Source organism: Pseudarthrobacter linnaei (genome assembly GCF_055412825.1).
Genome location: NZ_JBVAYX010000003.1, coordinates 113,329 through 136,981, shown reverse-complemented (window position 1 = coordinate 136,981; position 23,653 = coordinate 113,329). Strand labels below are relative to the sequence as shown.

25 protein-coding genes are annotated in these 23,653 nt (G+C 68.7%); 16 read left to right on the top strand and 9 right to left on the bottom strand.

The genetic code is table 11. The features are described 5' to 3' along the window. Positions 1 to 53: 53 nt before the first annotated feature. From ACZYZ3_RS04430 to ACZYZ3_RS04410, 5 genes are all read right to left on the bottom strand, one after another. A complete protein-coding gene (locus tag ACZYZ3_RS04430) occupies positions 54 to 284 on the bottom strand; it encodes a heavy-metal-associated domain-containing protein (protein ID WP_463962628.1) in 231 nt (76 codons plus the stop codon). A gap of 66 nt (positions 285 to 350) precedes the next feature. Further along, a complete protein-coding gene (locus ACZYZ3_RS04425; RefSeq protein ID WP_463962627.1) occupies positions 351 to 698 on the bottom strand; it encodes a metal-sensitive transcriptional regulator in 348 nt (115 codons plus the stop codon). Positions 699 to 1,373: 675 nt separating this feature from the next. Next, positions 1,374 to 1,886: a universal stress protein gene (locus ACZYZ3_RS04420; RefSeq protein ID WP_463962626.1), complete on the bottom strand. Its 513-nt coding sequence runs from the start codon at positions 1,884 to 1,886 to the stop codon at positions 1,374 to 1,376. A 39-nt stretch (positions 1,887 to 1,925) separates the two neighbouring features. After that, complete coding sequence (locus tag ACZYZ3_RS04415) at positions 1,926 to 3,194, bottom strand: MFS transporter (RefSeq protein ID WP_463962625.1); 1,269 nt, start codon at positions 3,192 to 3,194, stop codon at positions 1,926 to 1,928. Between the two features lie 25 nt (positions 3,195 to 3,219). Further along, complete coding sequence (locus tag ACZYZ3_RS04410; protein ID WP_463962624.1) at positions 3,220 to 4,602, bottom strand: FAD-dependent oxidoreductase; 1,383 nt, start codon at positions 4,600 to 4,602, stop codon at positions 3,220 to 3,222. Positions 4,603 to 4,693: 91 nt separating this feature from the next. On the opposite strand from ACZYZ3_RS04410, the gene ACZYZ3_RS04405 reads away from it, so the two are divergent. The 4 genes from ACZYZ3_RS04405 to ACZYZ3_RS04390 all read left to right on the top strand — a co-directional run bounded on the left by ACZYZ3_RS04405 (position 4,694) and on the right by ACZYZ3_RS04390 (position 6,869). After that, positions 4,694 to 5,044 (top strand): ArsR/SmtB family transcription factor, encoded by a 351-nt coding sequence (locus ACZYZ3_RS04405; protein ID WP_463962623.1) that lies wholly within the window; start codon positions 4,694 to 4,696, stop codon positions 5,042 to 5,044. A gap of 77 nt (positions 5,045 to 5,121) precedes the next feature. Further along, entirely contained in the window at positions 5,122 to 5,322 is a 201-nt protein-coding gene (locus tag ACZYZ3_RS04400; protein WP_463962766.1) for a hypothetical protein, read from the top strand. A gap of 114 nt (positions 5,323 to 5,436) precedes the next feature. Further along, positions 5,437 to 6,576 (top strand): WD40/YVTN/BNR-like repeat-containing protein, encoded by a 1,140-nt coding sequence (locus ACZYZ3_RS04395; RefSeq protein WP_463962622.1) that lies wholly within the window; start codon positions 5,437 to 5,439, stop codon positions 6,574 to 6,576. Positions 6,577 to 6,581: 5 nt separating this feature from the next. Continuing rightward, positions 6,582 to 6,869 carry a MoaD/ThiS family protein gene (locus ACZYZ3_RS04390; RefSeq protein WP_463962621.1) on the top strand — a complete coding sequence of 96 codons (288 nt, stop codon included), beginning with the start codon at positions 6,582 to 6,584 and terminating at the stop codon, positions 6,867 to 6,869. A gap of 5 nt (positions 6,870 to 6,874) precedes the next feature. On the opposite strand, the gene ACZYZ3_RS04385 is transcribed toward ACZYZ3_RS04390, so the two are convergent. From ACZYZ3_RS04385 to ACZYZ3_RS04375, 3 genes are all read right to left on the bottom strand, one after another. After that, on the bottom strand, positions 6,875 to 7,111 hold the full coding sequence (locus ACZYZ3_RS04385; protein WP_463962620.1) for a hypothetical protein: 237 nt from the start codon (positions 7,109 to 7,111) through the stop codon (positions 6,875 to 6,877). A 174-nt stretch (positions 7,112 to 7,285) separates the two neighbouring features. Then, positions 7,286 to 8,980 carry an alpha-amylase family protein gene (locus ACZYZ3_RS04380; RefSeq protein ID WP_463962619.1) on the bottom strand — a complete coding sequence of 565 codons (1,695 nt, stop codon included), beginning with the start codon at positions 8,978 to 8,980 and terminating at the stop codon, positions 7,286 to 7,288. Continuing rightward, the gene (locus tag ACZYZ3_RS04375; RefSeq protein WP_463962618.1) at positions 8,977 to 9,972 is read right to left on the bottom strand and encodes a TIGR03885 family FMN-dependent LLM class oxidoreductase; all 996 of its coding nucleotides are present in this window, start codon (positions 9,970 to 9,972) and stop codon (positions 8,977 to 8,979) included. The genes ACZYZ3_RS04380 and ACZYZ3_RS04375 overlap by 4 nt, the downstream gene beginning before the upstream one ends. An 85-nt stretch (positions 9,973 to 10,057) precedes the next feature. Between ACZYZ3_RS04375 and ACZYZ3_RS04370 the strand changes: the two genes are divergently transcribed. Further along, positions 10,058 to 11,134 (top strand): ATP-dependent DNA ligase, encoded by a 1,077-nt coding sequence (locus ACZYZ3_RS04370; protein WP_463962617.1) that lies wholly within the window; start codon positions 10,058 to 10,060, stop codon positions 11,132 to 11,134. A 162-nt stretch (positions 11,135 to 11,296) separates the two neighbouring features. Here the strand turns inward: ACZYZ3_RS04370 and ACZYZ3_RS04365 are convergent, their stop codons facing one another. Beyond that, positions 11,297 to 12,616 (bottom strand): MFS transporter, encoded by a 1,320-nt coding sequence (locus tag ACZYZ3_RS04365; protein ID WP_463962616.1) that lies wholly within the window; start codon positions 12,614 to 12,616, stop codon positions 11,297 to 11,299. Between the two features lie 225 nt (positions 12,617 to 12,841). Between ACZYZ3_RS04365 and ACZYZ3_RS04360 the strand changes: the two genes are divergently transcribed. The 11 genes from ACZYZ3_RS04360 (at position 12,842) to ACZYZ3_RS04310 (ending at position 23,618) form a co-directional block, all read left to right on the top strand. Further along, the gene (locus ACZYZ3_RS04360) at positions 12,842 to 13,708 is read left to right on the top strand and encodes an IclR family transcriptional regulator (protein ID WP_463962615.1); all 867 of its coding nucleotides are present in this window, start codon (positions 12,842 to 12,844) and stop codon (positions 13,706 to 13,708) included. Positions 13,709 to 13,871: 163 nt separating this feature from the next. Continuing rightward, entirely contained in the window at positions 13,872 to 14,756 is an 885-nt protein-coding gene (locus ACZYZ3_RS04355; RefSeq protein WP_463962614.1) for a shikimate dehydrogenase, read from the top strand. Further along, on the top strand, positions 14,756 to 16,705 hold the full coding sequence (locus tag ACZYZ3_RS04350; RefSeq protein WP_463962613.1) for a bifunctional sugar phosphate isomerase/epimerase/4-hydroxyphenylpyruvate dioxygenase family protein: 1,950 nt from the start codon (positions 14,756 to 14,758) through the stop codon (positions 16,703 to 16,705). Before ACZYZ3_RS04355 ends, ACZYZ3_RS04350 begins: the two co-directional genes overlap by 1 nt. A 48-nt stretch (positions 16,706 to 16,753) precedes the next feature. Next, the gene (gene pcaH, locus ACZYZ3_RS04345) at positions 16,754 to 17,650 is read left to right on the top strand and encodes a protocatechuate 3,4-dioxygenase subunit beta (protein ID WP_463962612.1); all 897 of its coding nucleotides are present in this window, start codon (positions 16,754 to 16,756) and stop codon (positions 17,648 to 17,650) included. Positions 17,651 to 17,657: 7 nt separating this feature from the next. Next, a complete protein-coding gene (pcaG, locus tag ACZYZ3_RS04340) occupies positions 17,658 to 18,224 on the top strand; it encodes a protocatechuate 3,4-dioxygenase subunit alpha (protein WP_463962611.1) in 567 nt (188 codons plus the stop codon). Next, entirely contained in the window at positions 18,221 to 19,744 is a 1,524-nt protein-coding gene (locus ACZYZ3_RS04335) for a lyase family protein (protein WP_463962610.1), read from the top strand. Before pcaG ends, ACZYZ3_RS04335 begins: the two co-directional genes overlap by 4 nt. Next, positions 19,737 to 20,555 (top strand): alpha/beta fold hydrolase, encoded by an 819-nt coding sequence (locus ACZYZ3_RS04330; RefSeq protein WP_463962609.1) that lies wholly within the window; start codon positions 19,737 to 19,739, stop codon positions 20,553 to 20,555. The genes ACZYZ3_RS04335 and ACZYZ3_RS04330 overlap by 8 nt, the downstream gene beginning before the upstream one ends. A gap of 110 nt (positions 20,556 to 20,665) precedes the next feature. Then, positions 20,666 to 21,052, top strand: a complete 387-nt coding sequence (gene pcaC, locus ACZYZ3_RS04325; RefSeq protein WP_463962765.1) for a 4-carboxymuconolactone decarboxylase — start codon at positions 20,666 to 20,668, stop codon at positions 21,050 to 21,052. Beyond that, positions 21,049 to 22,260: a thiolase family protein gene (locus ACZYZ3_RS04320; RefSeq protein WP_463962608.1), complete on the top strand. Its 1,212-nt coding sequence runs from the start codon at positions 21,049 to 21,051 to the stop codon at positions 22,258 to 22,260. Before pcaC ends, ACZYZ3_RS04320 begins: the two co-directional genes overlap by 4 nt. 4 nt (positions 22,261 to 22,264) lie before the next feature. Then, entirely contained in the window at positions 22,265 to 22,924 is a 660-nt protein-coding gene (locus ACZYZ3_RS04315) for a 3-oxoacid CoA-transferase subunit A (RefSeq protein WP_463962607.1), read from the top strand. Between the two features lies 1 nt (position 22,925). Continuing rightward, positions 22,926 to 23,618: a 3-oxoacid CoA-transferase subunit B gene (locus ACZYZ3_RS04310; protein WP_463962606.1), complete on the top strand. Its 693-nt coding sequence runs from the start codon at positions 22,926 to 22,928 to the stop codon at positions 23,616 to 23,618. Positions 23,619 to 23,653: the final 35 nt, after the last annotated feature.

Sequence of the window (23,653 nt, the reverse complement as noted above, 5' to 3'; positions counted from 1 at the left end):
GTTCCCTGTCTGTTCTGGTCGTGTGCGCTGCGGGTGTGCCGGGGCGGTGGTGCTCAGGTTTCGTTGGACACGACCAGGTAACCCGCTTCGGCAACGGCCTCGCCGATCTCGGCGTTCGACAGGGCACCGGTGGAGGTGATGGTGACGGTGGAGATGCCCCCGGAGTTGAGGTCGACGTCGACCGTTTCGACGCCGGCCAGGGATTCGAGCTCTTCGCTGACGGAGGACACGCAGTGGCCGCAGGTCATGCCGGAAACGTTGACGGTGGTGGAAACGGTGCTCATGGCTTGCTCCTTGTGAGTGGGCTGCTGGGGGTCCGTCAGCCCGATTTGTGGTGGGTGGTATTGCCGCTACCGCAGCAGGCGGCCGATGGCATCGGTGGCCTCTTTGACCTTAAAGTCGATAGCTTCGGCCCGCAGCTTCGGGTCCGGTTCAGCGGCGGCGCCGACGACGCAGTGGCCGATGTGCTCCTCGACCAGTCCAAGGCTGACGGCGTGCAGGGCTTTGGTGACGGCGGCGACCTGCGTGAGGATGTCGATGCAGTACTTGTCCTCATCGACCATCCGGGCGATGCCGCGCACCTGGCCCTCGATCCGTTTCAGCCGCAGCAGGTAGGCGTCCTTGTGGGAGGAATAGCCGTGCTGCTGATGCGGCTCGGCGTCCGCGGGTTCCAGGGCGGGGACTTCGGGCTCGTTCATAAGCCCAACATATACCCCCCAGGGGTACCGCGCAAGTACCCTGCGGGGGTATCTCTGGCGGCGCTGGGCAACAGCTCCGGACACAAAAGAGCTCCGGAGTGCGTTATTGGGGGATACGCACTCCGGAGCTGTCTTTGGGTCGGCGGTCACTCTCCCGCCTACGCGTCAAGCTTACGCGGCGGCGGGCGGAGAAAGCCAGCACCCCGAATAACAACATTCATTTTATTTTAGAAGGCCCTGTTGCGTCTCCGGAAGCCGCGTCCAGGCACAGCCGGGCGGCGTGGAAAGCGAAGTGCGCCACGGGGTACGCGTAGACGTCCGTCAGGGTCATGGCCACTTTGAAGAAAGGGAGCCCAGCGCGCCGGGACGTGCATCCGGCGGGCCAGGCCAGGTTCCGTCTCCCGCCGCAGCCGCCGTCCCAGCGCCGGGGTCACCCGACGCAGCTTCGCGGCCATCCGCCGGCGGTTGATGATCCGTGGGCCCCCGCTGAAGCCCCAACAGTTGACGACGTCGGACGGAAGGCTCCCGGCATTCAGCAGCCACGCGAAACCGCGGTTGACGGAAACAGGCAGCCGTTCGAGGATCCACACTGCGCAGTTGCGCAGTTGCGCAGTTGCGCCGATAAGCGGCAACGACGGTTTCCCGGTCCAGCGGGACGGTCACGCCGGCCCATCGTCAGGAGCCGTGCCTGGTCCGGTGTTGAACGGTGGCCCGGACCGGAACGATGAGGATCGGATGGCCCTGATGGTGGCTGAGCCATGCGGCCACCGAACCGTTGAGGGCGGCGGAAATTCGGTGACCCAGACCGGGTTCCGGGGTGCCCACGATGATCATCGCGGCACCGGTCTCGGCTGCCAGCCGGCCCAGCGCCCGGGCCGGGTCCCCGGCCAGTGTCCGCAGGGTCCAGTGGATGCCGAGGGCGTCGCAGGCTGAGCCGATGCTGTTCCGCAACTCCTGGGTTACGGCCCGGATTTCGGCGTTGTCCGTGTTTGGGTGCAGTGAGAGCCGGTGCGCGGACCGCGCCGGATCCCACTCCACGAGATAACTCGCCTCATCCACGTGGGCGCAGATCAGCGGCGCGGCGAGTTTCGAGGCCAGGGAGGCAGCGGTCTGCAGCACTTCGGGGCTCTGCCCCGGGAGCACGCCGACCACGAGGGGCGGCGGACCACTCGCGCGTTCGGCGGACATACTCAATTGTGGCGCCCGCCCTGGATCAGGAACAGGGACTTACTCCCCGGACTTTCCGCTGGTCAGCGGTGCGGAATCCGTCCCTTTCGTGCCGGATGATCCCGTGCGGTCCGCCCCGACGGTGACCAACGCCCCGACTATCAGGGCGGCAAGGCCGGCGGCACCCGCCATGGCGTACGACATCGCGGTATAGCTGCCCAGCCAGGCGGCCAGTGCAGGGCCCGCAGCAGGTGCCAGCGCCGTCACCGCGGTCAGCGGGGCGGCAAAGCGCCCCTGCAGGGCGCCCAGACTGGACATGCCCCACCGCTCGGCCACGACCATGGCCTGGAGCAGTGTCTGGCAGCCGCGGACCGCCCCGGCGAGCACTCCCACGGCGATGAGCAACCCGGGCGGACCCGGGAGAACGGAGAGCGAAAGGACCGCGCCGGCGGCAGTGCCGGCAATAGTGGCCATGCGGGCAGGGGCCGGAATGCGGGCGAACAGGAGGCGCCCTCCGACCTGCCCTGCCCCCACCAGCCCCAGGCCCAGCGCAGCGGTGGCGTAGCTGGCACCCTTTTCCATCAGCAGCGGAATGATGTTCAGCGTCACCGTGTAGAGGCCCAGGCACAGCAGCACCATCAGCGCCTGCAGCCCCAGAAACTCTGGACTGCCGGCGATGGCGCGAACCCGGCGACGGTCCTCGGCGGGCACGGCGGGGTTGGTCCCAGCCGGCCAGGAGCGGTTAAGGAAGTGTGCATGCAGCGGGACCGTGACCAGCCCCAGCAGCGCCGCGAGGACCAGGAAGGTGCTGCGCCAGCCGATGCCGGCGGTGAGGCTTGCGGTAAGCGGGGCGAATACCGTGGAGGCGAAGCCTGCCACGAGCGTCAGCGTGGTGAGCGGGCGGACCCTGTCGTGGCCGTACCAGCGGCTGATCACGGTGAACGCCGGTTGATAGAGGATGGCGGCCTGGGCAGTTCCGGCCAGCAGCCACGCGGCTGCAAACAGGGGCAAGTTCGGGGCCAGGCCGACCAGCGCCAGAGCCAGGACACCAATCAGTGAGCCACTGACCATCAGGGTCCGCGGCCCGGTGCGGTCCAGGATCCGGCCAACGCGGATGCCGGCGAGGGCGGACACCAGCAGCCCGGCGGAAAAGGATCCGGTCACGAGGGCAGGATCCCAGCCGGTGTCCTCGCTGATCGGCCGCACGGCGGCGGGAAGGGAGTAGTAGAGCAGGCCCCACCCCGTCGTCTGGGTGATGCAGAGCGAGACCAGGCCACCCCGCGGAGCGCCCGCTGCGGCAGGCCGCGGCGGTACCCCGGGGGCGGTCATGGGCTCAGCCCGCCGCGCCGCGGCGTCAGTTTCCGCCGGACCGGCCGTGGGCAAGTCCCGTGGGGAAGCCCACCAGGACCGGTTCGGGTGTGCCGCAGCAGGCGCCGGCTGTCTCGACCACAAGTTCTGCGGAAGCGGCTGGGACGTCGCAACTGGTGCCGGCGTCGGAGGAGCAGACCCCGGTCTCCGGGAGGTCGAGCTGGACGGTATCCGCGGACTCGCGGTCCCCGGCCAGGGCGGCAGCGACGGAGCGGACCTGCTCGTAGCCGGTGGCCAGCAGGAAGGTGGGCGCCCGGCCGTAGGATTTCATCCCGACGATGTAGAAGTCCTTGTCCGGGTGCGCCAGCAGCCGGGCGCCGTGCGGTGCGACGGTGCCGCAGGAGTGGAATTCCGGGTCGATCAGCGGACCCAGTCCGCGTGGGGCATCGACGGCCGGGTCCAGTTCCAGCCGGAGCTCCCGCAGGATGTCCAGGTCCGGGCGGAAGCCGGTGCAGGGAACTACGACGTCGGCCTCCAGGCTGCGGCCGTCGGTGGCGGTGACAGTGACGCCCGCAGCCCCCGGCGTGAGGGTGGTGATCCCGAAACCGGTGTGCAGTTCCACCCTGCCGTCCTCGACCAGGCGCCGCAGCCGGCCGCCGAGTTGGCCGCGGGCGGGCAGGGCGTCGGCGTCGCCGCCGCCGTAAACCTTCGCGGCTGAGGCGCCCCGCACGGCCCAAAGGACCCTGGTGCCCGGCTCATGCCGCGCCAGTTCGGTGAGGTTGATCAGGGTGTTGGCAGCGGAATGGCCCGCGCCCACGACGAGGACGCGTCGGCCGGCGAACCGGGTGCGTTCGCGGCCCAGGACGTCCGGCAGTGCGGAGGAAATCCGCCCCGCCGCGGCGGTTTCTCCGGTAGCGGGCAGTCCCGAGGTACCGAGCGGGTTCCGGGTGCCCCAGGTGCCGGAGGCGTCAATGACACCCGCTGCCCGGTACTCGCGGACGTCGCCGCCCGGGTGTTCGACCGTGAGCAGGAACGGCGTGGTGTCCCGGCCTCGGCTGTGTGTCTTGTCCATGCCCTGGCGTGTCACGGCCACCACTCGGGCGCCGGTGTGCAGCCGGGAGGACAGGGCCGGCAGGGCAGCCAAGGGTGCCAGGTAGGAATCGACGAGTTCGCCGCCGAACGGCAGCGCTGTGGGCCGTGGAGCTTGCCACCCGGAGGCTGCGAGCAGGCGCGCGGCGGCGGCGTCAGTGTTGAAGCGCCAGGGTGAGAAGAGGCGGATGTGGCGCCACTGCGCTACGGCGGCGCCCGCCGTCGGCCCGGCCTCAAAAATCAGCGGCTCAAGGCCGCGCTCCAGGAGGTGGGCGGCCGCGGCGAGGCCGATCGGGCCCGCTCCGATAACAGCAACGGGAAGATTGGTGGTGGTATCCATGGTGCCCTCTGTCCGGATAAATTGATGATGATCGATATGCCGAGTATCTTCCCCTATATCGATGTCTGTCAATATGATGCATAATGGAGGCATGACGGCACTGCAGATTGTTGAGTCCACGGCGGCGGAAGGCTGCTGCACACCTTCCGGGATGCAGGTCCTGGGCGCGGAAGAAGCGCAGGGAAAGGCCCAGCTCTTCAAGGCCCTCGCCGATCCGAACCGTCTGAGACTGTTGTCCATCGTCAAGGCGTCCGACGGCGGCGAGGCCTGCGTCTGCGACCTCACCGAGCCGCTGGACCTCGGCCAGCCCACGGTGTCCCATCACCTCAAGATCCTCGTTGATACGGGACTGCTGCACCGCGAAAAGCGGGGCACCTGGGCCTACTACTCGCTGGTCCCCGGCGCGCTGGAGCGGACGGCGGACGTGCTCTTGGCGCTGTAGGCCGCCAGAGCCATGCGGCACTTGAACGCCCCCGGTGCGGGGCCTAACGTTGAAGTCCTCAGGAAAGGGTGACCGCCGTGGAAATCTTCATGTGGTGGCTGGATCTGGATCTGGCGAGCAAGGAGTGGCTGCGGGAGAACCTGCGGGCCGCCGAGTTGCCGCTGTCCGTAGTGCAGGGGATTGCCGAGGCCGGCGGGCCACACCCGGATGACGTGTCCGGGGTGCTGACCGACGCCGACTGGGACTTCATCGAGACGCAGTCCGAATTCGTCGACTGACGCGGCGTCCGGCGGACGGCATGGAGGGTCAGGTCCGCGGGCGGCTCAGGGCCGGACTTAACCGGCCCGCGAAAAGCCTTGCGGGCATCCCCTGGGGGTGGTTCGATAATGGGCATGGCTACAGCAGAGAGTTACGTCCTGGCGATTGGCACCAAAAAAGGCCTGTGGCTGGCGACGAGCCCGGACCGCAAGGACTGGTCACTTTCCGGCCCGCACTTCCTGATGAGTGAAGTCCCCAGCATCGGCATCGACACCCGCGACGGCCGGACCCGGATCCTGGTCGGCGTGCGTTCAGAGCACTGGGGTCCCACCGTCTTCCACTCCGATGATCTGGGCGACACGTGGAACGAACCCGTTGAGGGCGCCATCCGCTTCCCCGAAGGCACCGATGCCGCCCTGGAACGTGTCTGGCAGATCCACCCCGACGCCGAGTCCCGACCCGGCGTCGTCTGGGCCGGCTGCGAGCCGATTTCGGTCTGGAAGTCCACCGACGGCGGCGAACACTTCGAGCTTAACCGTGGCCTCTGGGACCACCCGCACCGCGCTGAATGGGGGGCCGGCTACGGCGGCGCCGCGGCGCACTCCATTGTCGTCGACCACACCGGCGAAAAGGTGCACGTCGCGATGAGTACCGGCGGCGTCTACCGCTCGCTTGACGGCGGCAGCTCCTGGGAGGCGCGGAACAAGGGAATCTCCGCCTATTTCATGCCCGACCCCAACCCGGAATTCGGCCAGTGTGTGCACAAGATCGCGGCTGATGCTGCTGTCGACGGCCGCCTCTACGCGCAGAACCACCACGGTGTCTACCGCAGTGACGACGACGCCGAGAGCTGGGCATCGATCGCGGAAGGCCTGCCGGCGGATTTCGGCTTTGTGATGCTGACGCATCCCCGCCGGGCCGGCACCGCCTGGGTGATTCCACTGAAGGCGGACGGCGAGCGGATCCCGCCGGATGGCAAACTGGCAGTCCACCGGACCGACGACGCCGGCGCGAGCTGGAAGCGGCTGGACGACGGACTGCCCGGAGCGGAATTCAACTCCGTGCTGCGGGACGCCGCGTGCGTTGACGCTGCGGAACCGGCCGGTGTGTACTTCGGCACGCGCGGCGGCAGCGTCTACGCCAGCGCTGACGAGGGGGAACATTTCGCCGAGGTGGCTTCGCACCTGCCGGACGTGCTGTGCGTGCGGGCAGCGGCCGTCACCCCGGCGCTCGTCTCCGGTTCCGCGGGACCCGGCGCCGCCGTGAGCGCCTGAGACCCGTGGCCGGGATCAGCGTGGTGCTGCCCAGCGTGCTCCAGCCGCTGGCCGGCGGGCAGTCCTTCCTGACTGCGCCCGCAGAGACCGCGGTGACGGTGGAGGGGGTGCTGGACGTGGTCACCGGGGAGTACCCGGCGCTGTCGAGGCGGTTGCGGGATGAGACCGGGGAAATCCGACGCTACGTGAATATATACGTCAACGGGAATGAGATTCGCCGCCTGCAGGGCCTGGCCACAGAGATTTCCCCGGGCCAGGAGGTCCTGATCATCCAGTCGGTCGCGGGGGGCTAGTCCTCTCAGGCGACCCGCCAGAGACTGCACTCGTCCGTGTTGACGGCTTTCCGGGTTCCGGACTGCCGGTCCAGGATCCAGACCACGCCGATTCCGGGCGCGGTCTCCTGGACCCTGCCGCGGCGGACCACGACGTCGTCATAATTCGGGCCGACCCTGAGGCGCGCCTCGATCTCGTCGCCGCGGTGCAGCTGATCCAGGGCTCGGATGCGGGTTACATGGGCTTTGGCGTCCTTCAACATGGCGGGACCTCCTGGACTGGAGAGTGGTGCCTGCTCTTTGCCGGCACTTCCAGTGTTCTGCGCCAATGTTGCCGCTACGTTTCGGCCCGGTAAGACGTGGGTAAGGGTTCGACGCCGGGGAAGTCGCCGGCGTGTCCACGAGCCGGCTGCCGGAGCCTCGGAGCCGCTGCCGGCTCACGGGATGTGGCGTTCACCCCGGCGCTGGACCCGGAACCACCGGTAGCCGTAGCGCTCCAGCTCCAGGTCGAAACCGCCGTCGTCCGCCAGCTCGATGTCCTGGCCGTCCAGCAGGTCCCGCAGGTAGGTGCCTTCGAAACCCGGCTCCTGGTCCCCCGCGGAGCTTAGGTTCGCGGCCACCGACGCTGGTTCCGCCCCGAAGTTGTGGGCCAGGACAACGGTTGCGCCGCCCCAGGAGCACCGGTGCAGGAGCACCTTCACAGCGGGCTGTTTGATGAGTGCGAAGTCGCCCCACCCCAGTTCGGGGCTCTCCCGGTAGCGCTGGATCAGGGTGGCCATGAAGTTCCACAGAGACCCCGGGTCCCGCTTCGCCGCGGCTGCGTTGACGTTCTTGGGCCCGAAGTAGCCATCCACGACCTGGGCGACGAGGTCCTTTGCGGGGGCGGTCGAGAATCCGCCGTTCTCGGTGTCGTTCCATTGCATGGGGGACCGCACGGCCGAGCGGCCTTTCGCCGAGAGGTCCTCGCCCATGCCGATCTCTTCGCCGTAGAAGAGCACCGGGGTGCCGGGCAGCGCGAACATCAGCGAGTAGACCATGCGGATCCGGGCGGGGTCGCCGTTGAGCATGGTGGGCAGCCGGCGACGCAGGCCGCGGCCGTACATCTGCATGTCCTCGTCGGGTCCGAACGCGGCAAAGACTTCCTCGCGTTCGGCGTCGCTGAGTTTGTCCAGGGTCAGCTCGTCGTGGTTGCGGACAAACATGGCCCACTGGTTGTCCGGGTGGATCTTCGGGCGGGAGCTGAGCGACCTGGCGAGCGGGCGGGCGTCCTCCCGGGCGAGGGACAGGTAGAGGTTTTGCATGGACAGGAAGTCGAACTGCATGTTCAGCTCGTTACCTGCCGCGCCGCCGAAGTACTTCAGCTGCTCCTTGTAGGGCACGTTGACCTCGCCCAGCAGCAGGCCGTTGCCGTTGCGGCGGTTGAGGAAGCTGCGAAGCGCGCTGAGGTAGTCGTGCGGATCGACCTGCGCCGAGCCTTCCGCTGACGTGCCCTGCAGCTCGAGGAAGAACGGGACCGCGTCCAGCCGGAAGCCGTCCAGTCCCAGCTGCAGCCAGAACCCCATGGACTTGGCGATCTCGTCCCGCACCTTGGGGTTCGCCACATTCAGGTCCGGCTGGTGTTTGGCGAACATGTGCAGGTACCACTCACCGGTGGCCTTGTCCTGGGTCCAGATGGACGTCTCCTCGCCGGGGAACACCACCTGCTCTGAGGTGTCCGGGGGTGTGTCCTTGCGCCAGACGTAGTAATCGCGGAACGGGTTATCCACCGACTTGCGGGACTCCACGAACCAGGGGTGCTTATCCGAGGTGTGGTTGAGGACAAAGTCCGCGATCACCCGCATCCCCCGGTCTTTCGCGGTCCGGATGAATTCCACCACGTCGCCCAGATTGCCCAGCCGCCGGTCCACGCCGTACAGGTCCGTGACGTCGTAGCCGTCGTCCTTGTCGGGGGTGGGGTAGAACGGCATCAGCCAGATGCACGTCACTCCCAAAGCCGCGAGGTAATCCACGCGCTCGATCAGGCCCGCGAAATCTCCGGTCCCGTCGCCGTCGCCGTCGAAAAACGTCTCCGGATCCAGGCAGTAAATGACGGCGTTCTTCCACCAAAGGTCGGAGGTCTCGGCGATTCTCACAGCAGCACCTGCCGGTCCTGCCGCGGGTTTCCGGACCCGCGGAGCTGCGGTAGCACGTGTTCCGCGAAGGCATGGATGAAGGGCGCCTGCTCCTGCCCGACGAAATGCAGGTACAGCTCGTCGAAGCCGAGGTCGACATATTCGGCGAGCCACTGCGCGTGCTGCCCGGTGTCCGCGGAGATGTTCACGACACTCCGGACCTGTTCCTCACCGACGTCGGCGCTGACGCCGTCGAAGTGGGCCGCCGTCGGGAGATCCCAGGGGATGGGCGGGGCAAACACGTTGCTGCGCCACTGGTCCAGGGCAACCGCCACGGCTCCCTGCTCCGTCGGCGCCCAAGCCAGGTGTACCTGCAGCACGGCGTTGCCCCTGCCGCCGGCATCCCGGTAGGCGGCCAGCATGTCCTTCAGCTTCGCGTGCGGCTGGTTGACCGTGACCAGCCCGTCCGCCCAGGCCGCCCCGCGGCGCGCTGTTTCCACGCTGACGGCCGGAGCAACCAGCGGCGGCTTGATCGACGGCACGTCCCAGATTCTGGCCTGCTGGACGGTGACCAGGCCGTCCCGGGTCACTTCCTTGCCGTCGTGGAGTTCGCGGATGATCTGCACGGCCTCCTCAAGGCGCTGCTGCCGCGTCGCCTTGTCGGGCCAGGCGTCCCCGGTGATGTGCTCGTTCATGTACTCGCCGCTGCCCGGCGCCAGCCAGAACCGGCCGGGAAACATGTCCGCGAGCGTGGCCGAAGCGTGCGCGATGATGGCGGGGTGGTAGCGCTGGCCCGGCGCCGTCACGACGCCGAGGCGCAGCTTGGTGGTGGCCAGCGCGGCCCCCAGCCAGGACCAGGCGAAACCGGAATGACCCTGCCGGGCGGACCAGGGCTCAATGTGGTCCGAGCACATAGCGGCGTCGAAGCCGGCCTGCTCCGCCAGCTGCACGTCCTTGAGGAGCTGGCCGGGGCTGATCTGTTCGTGCGATGCGTGGAAACCGAGGGTAGCCATCGTACATGTCTACCCGCGGCCCGGCCGGATGTCGAGGAAGACCCACCCTCTGGCGGGCAGCGCGGTGCCCGGCCACAATAGGCCTATGCGACTGCCGCTGATGCCCCCGATCGCGCCCATGCTGGCGAAGGCCGTGCCGTCCCTGCCCGACGGCGCGCTGATGTTCGAGCCGAAGTGGGACGGGTTCCGGTCCATCATCTTCCGCGACGGCGGGGAGGTGGAGATCGGCAGCCGCAACGCCAAGCCCCTGACCCGCTATTTCCCCGAACTGGTGGAGGCGCTGAAGGCCAACCTCCCGCCGCGCTGCGTGCTCGACGGCGAGATCATCATGGTCGGCGCCTCCGGCGACCGGCTCGACTTCGAGACCCTGCAGCAGCGGATCCACCCCGCCGCGAGCCGGGTCCGGCTGCTGGCCGACCAGACGCCGGCGAGTTTCGTCGCGTTCGATCTGCTGGCGCTCGACGACGAGGACCTCACCGCGCGTCCCTTCGCCGAGCGGCGCGCGGCGTTGGAGCGCATGCTCGCCGGAAGCGCAGCCCCGATCCATCTCACCGCCGCGACGCGGGACAGGGAAACCGCCCAGGAGTGGTTCCACCGGTTCGAGGGCGCCGGGCTCGACGGGATCGTGGCCAAGCCGCTGGACGGGCGCTACCTGCCGGACAAGCGTTCCATGTTCAAGGTCAAGCACGTCCGCACCGCCGACTGTGTGGTCGCCGGGTACCGGGTACACACCTCCGGGCCGGACCGGATCGGCTCGCTGCTGCTGGGCCTCTATGACGACGCCGGCGGACTCGCGAGCGTGGGCGTGGTGGGGGCCTTCCCGCTGCAGCGCCGCAAGGAGCTCTTCGAGGAGCTCCAGCCGCTCGTGACCAGCTTTGAGGAACACCCCTGGGACTGGGCCCGGCAGGAGGAAGGGAGCCGGACCCCGCGCAATGCCGAGGGCAGCCGGTGGAGCGGAGGCAAGGACCTTTCCTTCACCCCGCTCCGGCCGGACCGTGTGGTCGAGGTGAAATACGACCACATGGAGGGCGAACGGTTCCGCCACACGGCGCAGTTTGTCCGCTGGCGCCCGGACCGGGCTCCGCGTTCCTGCACTTACGAACAGCTCGAGGAGCCGGTCAGATACGATCTGGCCGCGGTGCTGGGGACGGGCACGGCCTGACCCCGGCATTCCGTCCGGCCCCGCCCGGCCGGCTTAGACGTTCCTGCCCGGTTGCTGTGACGCGGCCCGCCCGCGAAACGGAAAAGCCCGGCGTGTCCTGTAAACACGCCGGGCTTCCGGTGCTGCGGCCCGAAGTAACCGGGCAGGAACGCTGCGGCCGGGTTACTTCAGGCCGAGCTCCTTGGTGGGAATCTTGAAGGATTCCTTGGCGGTCAGGGCCGAGACGGCCGAGATGAGGCAGATGACCGCGGTGAAGATGCTGATCTGGACCCAGCCGCCGGGCTTGGTGCCGCCTACGGCGGCGACGATCGCCGGGGCGAAGCCTGCCATCAGGAAGCCGAGCTGGGTGCCGATGGCCAGGCCGGAGAAGCGGACCTTGGTGCTGAACATTTCTGCGTAGAAGGCGGGCCAGACAGCGTTGGAGGCTGCGTAGCCGAAGGAGAAGAAGCAGATCGCGGCCAGGAACATCAGCGGGACGTTGCCGGACTCGAGGCTGAGCAGGAACACAGGTGTCAGGACCGCACTGGCCAGCGCGCCGTAGATGAAGACCGGCTTGCGGCCGATCCGGTCCGCGAGCTTGCCGAAGAGCGGCTGGGTGCCGAGGGCGACGACGTTGGCTCCCACGACGAGCCAGAGTGTCGTGGTTCCGTCCACTCCGGCGACATTCTTGGCGTAGGCGATGGCCAGCGTGCCGAACACGGTGGAGACGGCGGCGATGAACGCGCAGGCAACGACGCGGAGGACATCGCGCCAGTGGTGCTTGAGCAGGTCTGCGACGGGGAGCTTGGAGATCTGGGCGGTCTTCTGGGCTTCCGCGAAGGCCGGGGGTTCGTGCAGGGTGCGGCGGATGAAGAACGCAACAAGCACCACGACGGCGCTGAGCCAGAACGGGATACGCCAGCCGATGCCGTATTTGATCTCATCCGGCAGCGCCAGGACGGGGATGAAGACGAGGGCGGCGAGGATCTGGCCGCCCTGGGTGCCGGTGAGCGTCCAGGAGGTGAAGAAGGCACGGCGGTTGTCCGGGGCGTGCTCCAGCGTCATCGAGGAGGCGCCGGCCTGCTCGCCGGCAGCGGAGAGGCCCTGGCAGAGGCGCGCCAGCACCAGCAGGGCCGGGGCCCACCAGCCGATGGTGTTGAAGTCCGGCAGGCAGCCGATCATGAAGGTGGAGGCGCCCATCAGCAGGAGCGTGAACATTAGGACCTTGCGGCGCCCCACCCGGTCACCGAAGTGGCCCAGGATGACGGCGCCGACCGGGCGGGCGATGTAGGCGAAGCCGAATGTCGCGAAGGACATGATCGCCGCGTTGGCGCCGGCGTCGGGGAAGAAGACCGTGGGGAAGATCAGGGCGGCAGCGGATCCGAAGATAAAGAAGTCGTAGTACTCGACGGCGCTGCCCAGGAAGCTGGCGAGGGCGGCCTTCTTCGGTGTCCCGGCCGGTGCGTCAGTGCCCGGCGTCGTAGACGGGAGTGTCTGGCTCATGGTGTTCCTTTGTGTGACGACAGTGTCGCGGATGGATCAGGAAGGTCTCGGCCGCCGCTGGCTTTAAGAGTGCGGCAGCCGGAGGTTCGTGGAAAGACCCGGACGAGTAGCCACATTGTGGGAGCTACTTGTGCGATGTAGCAATCATGACTGTGAGGGTGGTCACCTGTCAACAAAAATAATCACTATCTAGAAATAGCTCTCACCATGTGAGAACATTGATTCATGAGTGTGAATCAAGACACAGAAGCGGCCGCGGCTGCCGCCACCCTTTCAGCCCCCGCAGGCGACGGCACAGCAGCCGGCGGAAAGGCAAGCGCCAAGGTGGGCAAGGAGGAGGTCCGGACGGACATGGTCGGCAAGGCCCTGGGGCTGCTGGTCCTGCTCGGGGACGAGCCGCGGGGTGCAAGTGCCGCCGAGCTGTCCCGCCGGGCGGAACTTCCCTTCAGTACCACCTATCGCCTGCTGGGTTCCCTGACCCGCGACGGCTTCGTGGACTACGAGCCGGACGGCCGCCGGTACCACCTGGGACTGCGCATCTTCCAGCTCGGCCAGCGGGTGTCCAACCACCACGGATTCGCCGGTACGGCCCTGCCCATCCTGCGGCGCGTCACGGAGGAGACGGGCGAGGCCACCATTCTCTCGGTGCGGGACGGAAACCACCATCTCACCGTCAACAAGGTGGACGGCCCGCAGACGTTCCGCGTCACGAGCGATCCGGGACACCTGGGTGCCCTGCACACCACCTCGGTGGGCAAGGCGCTAGTGGCCTTCGCCGACGATGCCACCCGCGGCCAGCTCGTCGAAGGCCTCGCGCTGGAGCCGCTGACCGAGTTTTCCATCACCGGCCGGGAGGCCTTCCGGGCCGAGATCGAGCTGGTCCGCACGCGCGGCTACGCCCTGATGGACGAGGAAAATGAACTGGGCATGCGCGCCGTCGCCGTCCCGGTCTTCAATTCCCAGGGCCACGCCTTCGCCGCACTGGCCACGGCGGTCCCGGTGTTCCGGATGGGCGTGGAGGCGCTGGTCGCCCTGGTTCCGCTGCTCCAGGCGGCGGCGTCGGAGCTGTCCGCGCGCCTGCCCCAGCAATGAGTACCGCGGCCCGCCCGGCCCCGAGCCGCCCAGCAAAGTTCGCTAGTAGAACAACAGTGCAATATGTGAACTTTTGCGGTACTGTAAACCCCAACACCCGGCCCGCGGCCGGCGCCCCGTGCGTCCCCGCCCGCCGAGTGCCGTTGTCAAAGGAGCTATCCGGATGAGCAATCGAGCAGAGTCCTTTCTTGTGGGCCTGATAGGTGATGGCGTGACGCCGTCCCTCACGCCCCCCATGCACGAACGCGAAGGCGACGTGCAGGGCCTCCGGTACCTCTACCGCCCCATCGACCTGACCGAGCTGGGACTTCCCGGCCAGAGTGTCGGGGAGCTCCTCACCGGCGCCTACCGTCTGGGCTTCAACGGACTGAACATCACCCACCCCTGCAAGCAGCTGGTGCTGGAACATCTGGATGAGGTCACTCCGGACGCCCGGCGGCTGGGTGCTGTCAATACGGTGACCATCCGGGACGGCCGCTTCACCGGCCACAACACCGACTTCTCCGGGTTCGCCGCCGCGCTCGCCATGGGCCTGCCGGGAGCCAGGCTGAACCGCGTGGTGCAGCTGGGCGCGGGGGGAGCCGGCTCCGCCGTCGCCTACGCCCTGCTCACCGCCGGGGTCCGCGAACTGGACCTGGTGGACACCGATCCGGACCGCTGCGCGGCACGCGCCGCCGAACTCGCCGGCTTCTTCCCGGACCAGCTGGTCACCGCACGGACGACGGCGGAGCTGCCGCAACTGATGCCGCTCGCAGACGGCCTGGTGCATTGCACCCCGGTGGGCATGGACGCCCACCCCGGCGTCCCGCTGGACATGTCCCTCGTGACGGCCCGGCACTGGGTCGCGGATATTGTCTACCGGCCGATCGAGACCGAACTTGTCCGCGAGGCCCGGGCCAAGGGCTGCGACGTGCTCGACGGCGGCCGGATGGCCGTGGGACAGGCCGCCGACGCATTCCGGATCTTCACCGGCCTCGAAGCGGACGCGGACCGTATGCGCGCCCACTTCCTGGAACTCGTCGCCGCTGAAGAAGGGGTGGCCGCCTGATGCGCACCGGAATCGCCACCGTCTGCCTCTCGGGCACCCTGCGGGAAAAAATGCAGGCCTGCTCCACTGCGGGCTTTGACGGGATCGAAATCTTCGAACAGGACCTCGTCACCTCCCCGCTGAGCCCGGAGGAGGTCCGGAAGATGGCCGCCGACCTCGGCCTGAGCCTGGACCTCTACCAGCCGTTCCGCGACTTCGACAGCGTGCCGGAGGATCTGCTCGCCGCCAATCTGCGCCGGGCGGAAGCGAAGTTCCGGCTGATGTCCCGGCTCGGCATGGACACCATCCTGGTCTGCTCCAACGTGGCCACCGCCAGCATCGATGACGACGGTCTGAGGGCCGAACAGCTCGCGTCCCTGGCCGCCCTCGCCCAGGACCACGGCGTCAGGCTGGCCTACGAGGCCCTGGCCTGGGGCAGGTATGTTAACGACTACGAGCACGCCCACCGGCTCGTGGAAGCGGTGGACCACCCCAACCTGGGCACCTGCCTGGACTCGTTCCACATCCTCTCCCGCGACTGGGACACCGCAAGAATCGAATCCTTCAGGCCGGAGAAGATCTTCTTCGTCCAGGTGGCCGACGCGCCCAAACTGTCCATGGACGTGCTGTCCTGGAGCCGGCACTACCGGGTGTTCCCGGGCGAAGGGCAGTTCGAACTCGCCAAGTTCCTCGGCCACGTGGTCCGGGCCGGCTACACCGGCCCGGTGTCCCTGGAGGTCTTCAACGATGTTTTCCGCCAGTCCGACGTCGAACGCACCGCCGTGGATGCCATGCGGTCGCTGATCTGGCTTGAGGAGCAGAGCGCCAAGTGGCTGGACGCGGCCCCGGCTTCCGCAAACGGTACCGGCACCCGCGCGCCCGGCCGCCGCTACCCGATGGAACTGGCCACACTCCCGCAGGTAGCCGAACCGGCCGGCTTCAACTTCGCCGAGGTCAGGGCCGCGGACACCGCCGCATTGGAATCCCTGCTGGACCAGCTGGGATTCGCGTTCAACGGGCGCCACCGGACCAAGAATGTGCAATTGTGGACCATGGGCCACGCCCGCGTGATCATCAATGAGGACTCCTCCCAGGAATCCCGCGACCCCCTGGCCGCCAGCGCGCCCGCCATCTCAGCCCTGGGCTTCGACGTCGATTCCCCCGTGATTGCCGCGGCCCGGGCCCAGCAGCTCAAGGCCCCGGCCGTGCCGCGCAAGAGCCAGGCCAACGAGGAAATTTTCCAGGGTTTCGCCGCCCCGGATTCCACCGAGGTCTTCCTGTGCCAGGGCAGCCCCGACGGCACCGCCGTGTGGACCCGCGAATTCGGCGAAGGAATGGAAGCCCCCGCCGCCGGCCGGGCCGCGAAGCGGAGCGCCGTGATCGACCACGTCAACCTGGCGCAGCCCTGGCAGCACTTCGACGAAGCCGTCCTCTTCTACACGAGCGCCCTGGCCCTGGAACCGCAGCCCTACGCGGAAGTCGCCAGCCCCACCGGCCTGGTCCGGTCCCAGGTCATGCTCACCCGTGACCGCGGCGTCCGCCTGGTGCTGAACCTGGCCCCGCTGGTCCAGCGCGAAGTCGCCGGCACCGGCACGGAGGCGGCGGGCACCGGCCAGCGACGGACCTACCAGGAACACATCGCCTTCGCGGTGGATGACCTGGTGGCGACGGCCCGCGCCGCGAAGGCCCGGGGCCTTGATTTTCTCCAGATCCCGGACAACTACTACGAGGACCTCGACGCGCGGTTCGACCTGGCCCCGTCCTTCCTGGCCACGCTCCGCGAGCTCAACCTGCTCTACGACCGCGACGCCGACGGCGAGTTCCTGCACTTTTACACCGCCACGATCGGCAGCGTGTTCTTCGAAATGGTGGAGCGCCGCGGATCCTACGACGGCTACGGGGCGCCCAACGCCCCGGTGCGGCACGCCGTCCAGTACGACCACCTGCACCAGCTGAACCCCACGTCCTGACCGTCGCACGCACCACCAAACACCACCACCCAACGAAAGGAGGCTGCTGTGCCTGAAGAACTCAACCTTGAGATCTACAACCCGGACCCGTTCACCGAAGACGTGTCCGACGAAGCCACGGAGGCCGCACCGAAGACGTATGCGCCTCTTGATGCTGCCGCAGAGCCGCAGGCGGACCTCAGCGCCGAGATGAAAGCCATCGGCGCGGCCTACGCGCAGGCGCTCAAAAACGGCGCCCCGGCAGAGATCCAGCCGCGGCTGGACTACGCACCCTACCGCAGCAGCGTCCTGCGCCACCCCACCAAGGACCTGCACCATGCGGACCCGGAAACCATCGAGCTCTACTCCCCGGCCTTCGGGCACATGGACGTCCACGCGCTGGAAGCGGACCTGACCATCCAGCACAACGGAGAACCGCTGGGCGAACGCATCATCGTCTCCGGCCGCGTGCTCGACGGCGACGGCCGTCCCGTCGCCGGCCAGCTGGTGGAGATCTGGCAGGCCAACTCCGCCGGCCGGTACATCCACAAGCGGGACCAGCACCCGGCGCCGCTGGACCCCAACTTCACCGGCGTTGGCCGCTGCATCACGGGCGCCGACGGCTCCTACAGCTTCACCACGATCAAACCCGGCGCCTATCCGTGGAAGAACCACCTCAACGCCTGGCGTCCGGCCCACATCCACTTCTCCCTGTTCGGGCAGGAGTTCACCCAGCGGATCGTCACCCAGATGTACTTCCCCGGCGACCAGCTCTTCCCGCTGGACCCGATCTACCAGTCGATTGTCGACCAGGACGCCCGGGACCGGCTTGTGGCCACCTACGACCACGAGCAAACCAAACCCGAGTGGGCCCTGGCGTACAACTGGGACATCGTCCTGACCGGGTCGAAGCGGACCTGGACAGAGAACGAGGCATTGGGCGCAGCAGGAGACGACAATGAATAGGGCCAGCATGAGTAAACTCACCCCGACACCAGGCCAGACCGTGGGCCCCTTCTACGGCTACGCGCTGCCCTACACCAAGGACCGCGAGCTGCTGGCCCCCGGCTCCCCGGGCTCCATCCGGCTCCAGGGCACCGTCTACGACGGCGCCGGACACCCGATCCCGGACGCGATCCTGGAAATCTGGCAGGCGGACGCCGAGGGCAAGGTCCCGCACCACACCGGTTCGCTCGTGCGCGACGGCTACACCTTCACCGGCTTCGGCCGCAGCGCCGTGGGCAACACCGGCGTCTTCACGTTCACCACGGTCAACCCCGGACCCACCGGGGACGGCGCGGCGCCGTTCATCGCTGTCGCGGTCTTCGCCCGCGGCCTCATGAACCGGCTCTTCACCCGGATCTACCTGCCGGAAGACGGGGAGGCCCTGGCCGCGGATCCGCTGCTGTCCTCGCTGGACCCGGAACGCCGCAAGACCCTGATCGCCCGCCGCGATGCCGATGGCGGCCTGAGCTGGGACATCCGGCTCCAGGGCCCGGGCGAGACGGTCTTCCTCGACTTCGAGGGCGCCTCGAAGTGATTTCTCGTGAAACCAGCGGGGCCACCGGGGCCGGCGCCGGCCTGCAGGGCGATTTTGGCCTCCTGAGTCCCGTGTCGGCGTCGCCCCTTGTGGCGGCGCTGACCGGGGACCGGGCCGTGCTGGCCGCCATGCTCCGGGTCGAGGCCGCCTGGGCCGCGGTCCTGGAACAGGCAGCACTCGCCCCGGCCGGGTCCGCCGCGTTGGTCGCCGAGGCCGCCGAGGTGGGCCGCTATGACGTCGCGGACCTTGCCGCGCGCGCCCAGGGCGGCGCCAACCCGGTGATCCCCCTACTGGCGGACCTCCGCGGCCACGTCAACGCCCTTGACACGGCGGGAATCGGTGCCGGGAAAGCCGTGCACACCTCGCTGACCAGCCAGGACGTGCTCGATTCTGCCTTGATCCTGCTGGCCCGGGATGCGGTCCGCGGACTGCTCACCGAGCTGACGGCCACGACGGCGGCACTGGCCGCCCTCGCCGAGCAGCACGCGGAGACGCTGTGCGTGGGGCGCAGCCTCACCCAGCACTCCCTGCCGTTCAGCTTCGGACTCAAGGCGGCCCAATGGTTCCACGGACTCGCCGCGGCCGCCCGCCGCCTGGAGGCCCTCGAATTCCCCGTGCAGACCGGGGGAGCGGCCGGAACCCTGGCCGCGGCCACCGTGCTGACGGCGGGCTCAAGCCTCAGTCCCCTGGATCTTTCCGACCGGCTGGCCACGGAACTCGGACTCGCCGCGGTGCCGGCGCCCTGGCACACGAACCGGCTGGCCGTAACATCCCTCGGCGACGCCCTGGCAGCCGTGACCGACGCCGCGGGCAAGATCGCAGCCGACGTGCTGTTCCTCGGCCGCCCGGAGGTGGCCGAGCTCGCCGAACCCCGCGCCGCCGGCAGGGGCGGGTCCTCGGCCATGCCGCAAAAGCAGAACCCGGTACTGTCCGTGCTGGTCCGCAGCGCGGCCCTGCAGGCACCCGGCCACGCCGCCCAGCTGCATCTGGCCGCCGCCAACTTCAACGACGAACGCCCCGACGGGGCCTGGCACAGCGAATGGCCGGCGCTCCGTCAGCTTCTCCGCCTGGGCCTGGGCGCCGCCGTGCAGCTCCGCGAACTTGCCGGGGGCCTGCAGGTCTTCCCCCAGGCCATGCGGCGGAACCTGGACCTGTCCGGCCCGCTGCTGCTCAGCGAGGCCGTCACGGCCGCCGTCGCGCCGCTCCTGGCGGGCGCCGCGGGTAAGAACGGCGCGGACGGCAAGCAGCGGCTGCAGGCAGCGGTGGACGAGACCCTCCGGGTCCCGGCCGCGGACCAGCCGTCCACCTACCGGCGGCTGCTCCGCGCAGCCGTCCCGGCGGACCTGCTCTCCGACGCCCGGCTGGAGGAGCTGCTCGACCCGGCCAACTACCTCGGCGAGGCCGCCGAAATCTCCCGGCGCATCCTCGCCGCCTATCCGGAGTACAGCGTCACCGACACCGGTGCCGGTTCCCGCACCGCCCCACCGACCCCCGAGCTGAACGGAGCCTCCCGTGGCTAGACCAACACTCAAGGCAGTCCTGCTGTCGCCCCAGCGCCCGCTGGGCGAGAAGCCCCTCCTGGTGGTGGGCCCATCGCTGGGCACGTCCACGCTGCTATGGACCCAGGCAGGCGCCCTGCTCGGGGACGACGTCGACGTCGTCGCCTGGGATCTGCCGGGCCACGGCATCTCACCGGCCGCGAAGGAGACGTTCACCGTCGCCGAACTGGCAGACGCCGTCGTCGAGCTGGTGGATTCGATCGCCCCCGGAGCGAACTTCCACTACGCCGGCGTGTCGCTGGGCGGGGCCACCGGCCTGCAGCTGGGCATCAAGCACGGCGAACGGCTCAAGAGCCTGTCCGTGCAGTGCACCGGAGCGAAGCTCGGCACGCCCGAGGGCTGGCTGGAACGCGCGGAAACCGTCCGCACCCAGGGAACGCCCGTGATGATCCAGGGCTCGGCGCAGCGCTGGTTCGGCCCCGGCTTCATGGAACGCCAGCCGGAACTCAGCGGCCGGCTGCTGCACAGCCTGCGCGACGCCGACCGGTTCAGCTACGCCTTCTGCTGCGAGGCCCTCGCCGGCTTCGACGTCGGGGACGAGCTCGGCAGTATCAGCGTCCCCACCCAGGCCGTCGCCGGCGCCCAGGACAGCGTCGCCCCGCCGTCCTTCGCCGAGGCGATCGCCGAAGGGATCACGGCCGGCGGCGGCACCGCCAGCGCCGTCACGCTTGAAGGCGTGGCACACCTGGCCCCGGTTGAGGCGCCCGGCCACGTCGCCGAGCTGCTGCGGAGCCTCATCACGTGGACCGAATCCAGCGGAGCAGCCAAGTGACCGACCCCCAGCAAAACCGCCCCCAGCACAGCGCCCCCCAGGCCTCCGGCCCGGATGTCAGCGGCGCAGCGCGCAACGGGGTCGTCCAGCCGGAGGCCACCAGCCAGGAAATCTACGACGGCGGAATGGCCGTCCGGCGCGAGGTGCTCGGAGCCGCGCACGTGGACCGGGCCAACGCCAGCAAGGATTCCTTCACCGAGGACTTCCAGGACATGATCACGCGGATCGCCTGGGGCGGCATCTGGACCCGGCCAGGCCTGACCCGGCAGATGCGCTCCGCGGTCACCATCACTGCGATGGTGGCCCACGGCCACTGGGAAGAACTGGCCATGCACCTCCGCGCCGCCGTCACCAACGGCCTGAGCCGGGACGAGATCAAGGAAATCCTGCTGCAGACCGCCATCTACTGCGGGGTCCCCTCCGCCAACACCGCCTTCAAGACAGCCCAGCAAGTATTCCACTCCATGGACAACGCAGAAATGGACAAGACCCCATGAACCAGGCCTACCTGTACGACGCGGTGCGGACCCCGTTTGGGAAGTTCGGCGGCGGTCTCGCCGGTGTCCGTCCGGATGATCTTGCCGCGCATGTGATCGGTGAGGCCGTGAAGCGCGCGCCGAAGCTCGACGTCGAGCGGATCGACGAGGTGGTGTTCGGCAACGCCAACGGCGCGGGCGAGGAAAACCGCAACATCGCCCGGATGGGAACCCTCCTGGCGGGCCTGCCGGTCTCGATCCCCGGCACCACGGTCAACCGGCTCTGCGGTTCGTCCCTGGACGCGGCGATCATCGCGTCCCGGCAGATCAACACCGGCGACGCGGAGCTGATGCTGGTCGGCGGCGCCGAGTCGATGTCCCGGGCGCCGTGGGTGCTGCCCAAAACCGAGAAGCCCTACCCGGCGGGGGATATGACCCTGGTCTCCACCACGCTGGGCTGGCGTCTGGTGAATAAGGCCATGCGCCCGGACTGGACCGTGTCCCTGGGCGAGGCCACCGAACGGCTGGCGGAGAAGTACGGGATCACCCGGCAGGCGCAGGACGAATTCTCCGCCAGCTCCCACAACCTCGCCGCCGCGGCCTGGGACGAGGGGTTCTACGACAGGCTCGTCACCGTGGTCCCGGGCACGGATCTGGTCCGGGACGAGGGCATCCGGCCCGGGTCCTCGGCGGAGAAGCTCACCGGGCTCAAGACCGTGTTCCGGACCGAGGACGGCACCGTCACCGCCGGGAACGCCTCGCCGCTGTCCGACGGCGCATCCGCGGCCTGGCTCGGGTCCGAGAATGCGGCCGGGATCCTGGGGCTGGAGCCGCTGGCCCGCATCGCCGGCCGGGGCGCGCACGCCACCGACCCCCAGTACTTCGGCTACGCCCCCGTGGAGGCCGCGAACAAGGCCCTCGCCAAGGCTGGCATCGGCTGGGACCAGGTCGGCGCCGTCGAACTCAACGAGGCCTTCGCCGCGCAGTCCCTGGCCTGCATCACCGCCTGGGGCATCGACCCGTCCATTGTGAACCGGCACGGCGGCGCGATTGCCATGGGCCACCCCCTCGGCGCCTCCGGCGGCCGCATCCTCGGCACCCTGGCCCGCTCCCTGCAGGTCTCCGGTGAACGCTGGGGCGTCGCCGCGATCTGCATCGGCGTCGGCCAGGGCCTCGCCGTCGTCCTCGAAAACATGACCGTTGCCGGAACCAACACAGGAAAGGCTTAAGCGAATGCTGAACTTTGTAGACAGCGTCGGCGAGGCCGTTGCCGGCATCAAGGACGGCTCCACCGTCATGATCGGCGGCTTCGGCAACGCCGGCCAGCCGTTCGAGCTCATCGACGCGCTGATGGACTGCGGGGCCACCGGCCTCACCGTGGTCAACAACAACGCCGGCCAGGGCGACCAGGGCCTCGCGCTGCTGATCAAGGAAGGCCGGGTGAAGAAGATGATCTGCTCCTTCCCGCGGCAGTCCGACTCCTGGCACTTCGACGCGAAGTTCCGCGCCGGCGAGATCGAACTCGAACTCGTCCCGCAGGGCAACCTCGCGGAGCGGATCCGCGCCGCCGGCGCCGGGATCGGCGGCTTCTTCACCCCCACCGGCTACGGCACCATGCTGGCCGAAGGCAAGGAAACCCGCATCCTCGACGGCCGCGGGCAGGTCTTCGAGACCCCCATCCACGCCGACGTCGCGCTCATCAAGGCGTTCACAGCCGACGGGAAGGGCAACCTCGTCTACCGCAAGACTGCCCGTAACTTCGGCCCGATCATGGCCGCCGCGGCCAAACACACAGTGGCCCAGGTCACGGAGATCGTCCCTTCGGGCGGCCTGGACCCGGAGATCATCGTGACCCCCGGAATCTACGTCAACAGCATTGTGAAGGTGGCCTGAGATGAGCATCCAGTCCAACCGCCAGGCCGGCATCCAGACCTCTGAAAAGCCGCTGGGTCGTGATGACCTGGCCCGCCTGGTGGCCCGGGACATCAAGCCCGGCTCCTTCGTGAACCTGGGCATCGGCCAGCCCACCCTGGTCTCCAACTACCTCGAGCCGGAACAAAACATCACGCTCCACACCGAGAACGGCATGTTGGGCATGGGCCCCGAAGCCACCGGGGACCAGATCGACGGCGACCTCATCAATGCCGGCAAGATCCCGGTGACGGAACTCCCCGGGGCCTCCTACTTCCACCACGCCGACTCCTTCGCGATCATGCGCGGCGGGCACCTGGACATCTGCGTGCTCGGGGCGTTCCAGGTTTCCGCGACCGGCGACCTGGCCAACTGGCACACCGGCGCACCCGACGCGATCCCGGCCGTCGGCGGGGCCATGGATCTCGCCACCGGCGCCAAGGATGTCTTCGTCATGATGACGCTCCTGACCCGCGAGGGGATCTCCAAACTCGTCGAGACCTGCAGCTACCCGCTCACCGGGATCGGCTGCGTGACCCGCGTGTACACGGACAAGGCCGTCTTCCTGACCGGACCCGACGGGGTCGAGGTCCGGGAAACCTTCGGCTGCACCCTCGGGGAGCTGCAGGAGATGGTGCCGGTGCCGCTGCGGGCCGCGTCCGGCGTCGGAAGCTGAGCATCCGCTCGCACCGAATACAGTGGTGCGGGACC

Excerpts from the sequence above, each read along its gene's own strand:
- ACZYZ3_RS04430 (WP_463962628.1), bottom strand. The coding sequence starts at position 284 with ATGAGCACCGTTTCCACCACCGTCAACGTTTCCGGCATGACCTGCGGC.
- ACZYZ3_RS04425 (WP_463962627.1), bottom strand. The coding sequence starts at position 698 with ATGAACGAGCCCGAAGTCCCCGCCCTGGAACCCGCGGACGCCGAGCCG.
- ACZYZ3_RS04420 (WP_463962626.1), bottom strand. The coding sequence starts at position 1,886 with ATGTCCGCCGAACGCGCGAGTGGTCCGCCGCCCCTCGTGGTCGGCGTG.
- ACZYZ3_RS04415 (WP_463962625.1), bottom strand. The coding sequence starts at position 3,194 with ATGACCGCCCCCGGGGTACCGCCGCGGCCTGCCGCAGCGGGCGCTCCG.
- ACZYZ3_RS04410 (WP_463962624.1), bottom strand. The coding sequence starts at position 4,602 with ATGGATACCACCACCAATCTTCCCGTTGCTGTTATCGGAGCGGGCCCG.
- ACZYZ3_RS04405 (WP_463962623.1), top strand. The coding sequence starts at position 4,694 with ATGACGGCACTGCAGATTGTTGAGTCCACGGCGGCGGAAGGCTGCTGC.
- ACZYZ3_RS04395 (WP_463962622.1), top strand. The coding sequence starts at position 5,437 with ATGGCTACAGCAGAGAGTTACGTCCTGGCGATTGGCACCAAAAAAGGC.
- ACZYZ3_RS04385 (WP_463962620.1), bottom strand. The coding sequence starts at position 7,111 with ATGTTGAAGGACGCCAAAGCCCATGTAACCCGCATCCGAGCCCTGGAT.
- ACZYZ3_RS04375 (WP_463962618.1), bottom strand. The coding sequence starts at position 9,972 with ATGGCTACCCTCGGTTTCCACGCATCGCACGAACAGATCAGCCCCGGC.
- ACZYZ3_RS04370 (WP_463962617.1), top strand. The coding sequence starts at position 10,058 with ATGCGACTGCCGCTGATGCCCCCGATCGCGCCCATGCTGGCGAAGGCC.
- ACZYZ3_RS04365 (WP_463962616.1), bottom strand. The coding sequence starts at position 12,616 with ATGAGCCAGACACTCCCGTCTACGACGCCGGGCACTGACGCACCGGCC.
- ACZYZ3_RS04360 (WP_463962615.1), top strand. The coding sequence starts at position 12,842 with ATGAGTGTGAATCAAGACACAGAAGCGGCCGCGGCTGCCGCCACCCTT.
- ACZYZ3_RS04355 (WP_463962614.1), top strand. The coding sequence starts at position 13,872 with ATGAGCAATCGAGCAGAGTCCTTTCTTGTGGGCCTGATAGGTGATGGC.
- ACZYZ3_RS04350 (WP_463962613.1), top strand. The coding sequence starts at position 14,756 with ATGCGCACCGGAATCGCCACCGTCTGCCTCTCGGGCACCCTGCGGGAA.
- pcaG (WP_463962611.1), top strand. The coding sequence starts at position 17,658 with ATGAGTAAACTCACCCCGACACCAGGCCAGACCGTGGGCCCCTTCTAC.
- ACZYZ3_RS04320 (WP_463962608.1), top strand. The coding sequence starts at position 21,049 with ATGAACCAGGCCTACCTGTACGACGCGGTGCGGACCCCGTTTGGGAAG.
- ACZYZ3_RS04315 (WP_463962607.1), top strand. The coding sequence starts at position 22,265 with ATGCTGAACTTTGTAGACAGCGTCGGCGAGGCCGTTGCCGGCATCAAG.
- ACZYZ3_RS04310 (WP_463962606.1), top strand. The coding sequence starts at position 22,926 with ATGAGCATCCAGTCCAACCGCCAGGCCGGCATCCAGACCTCTGAAAAG.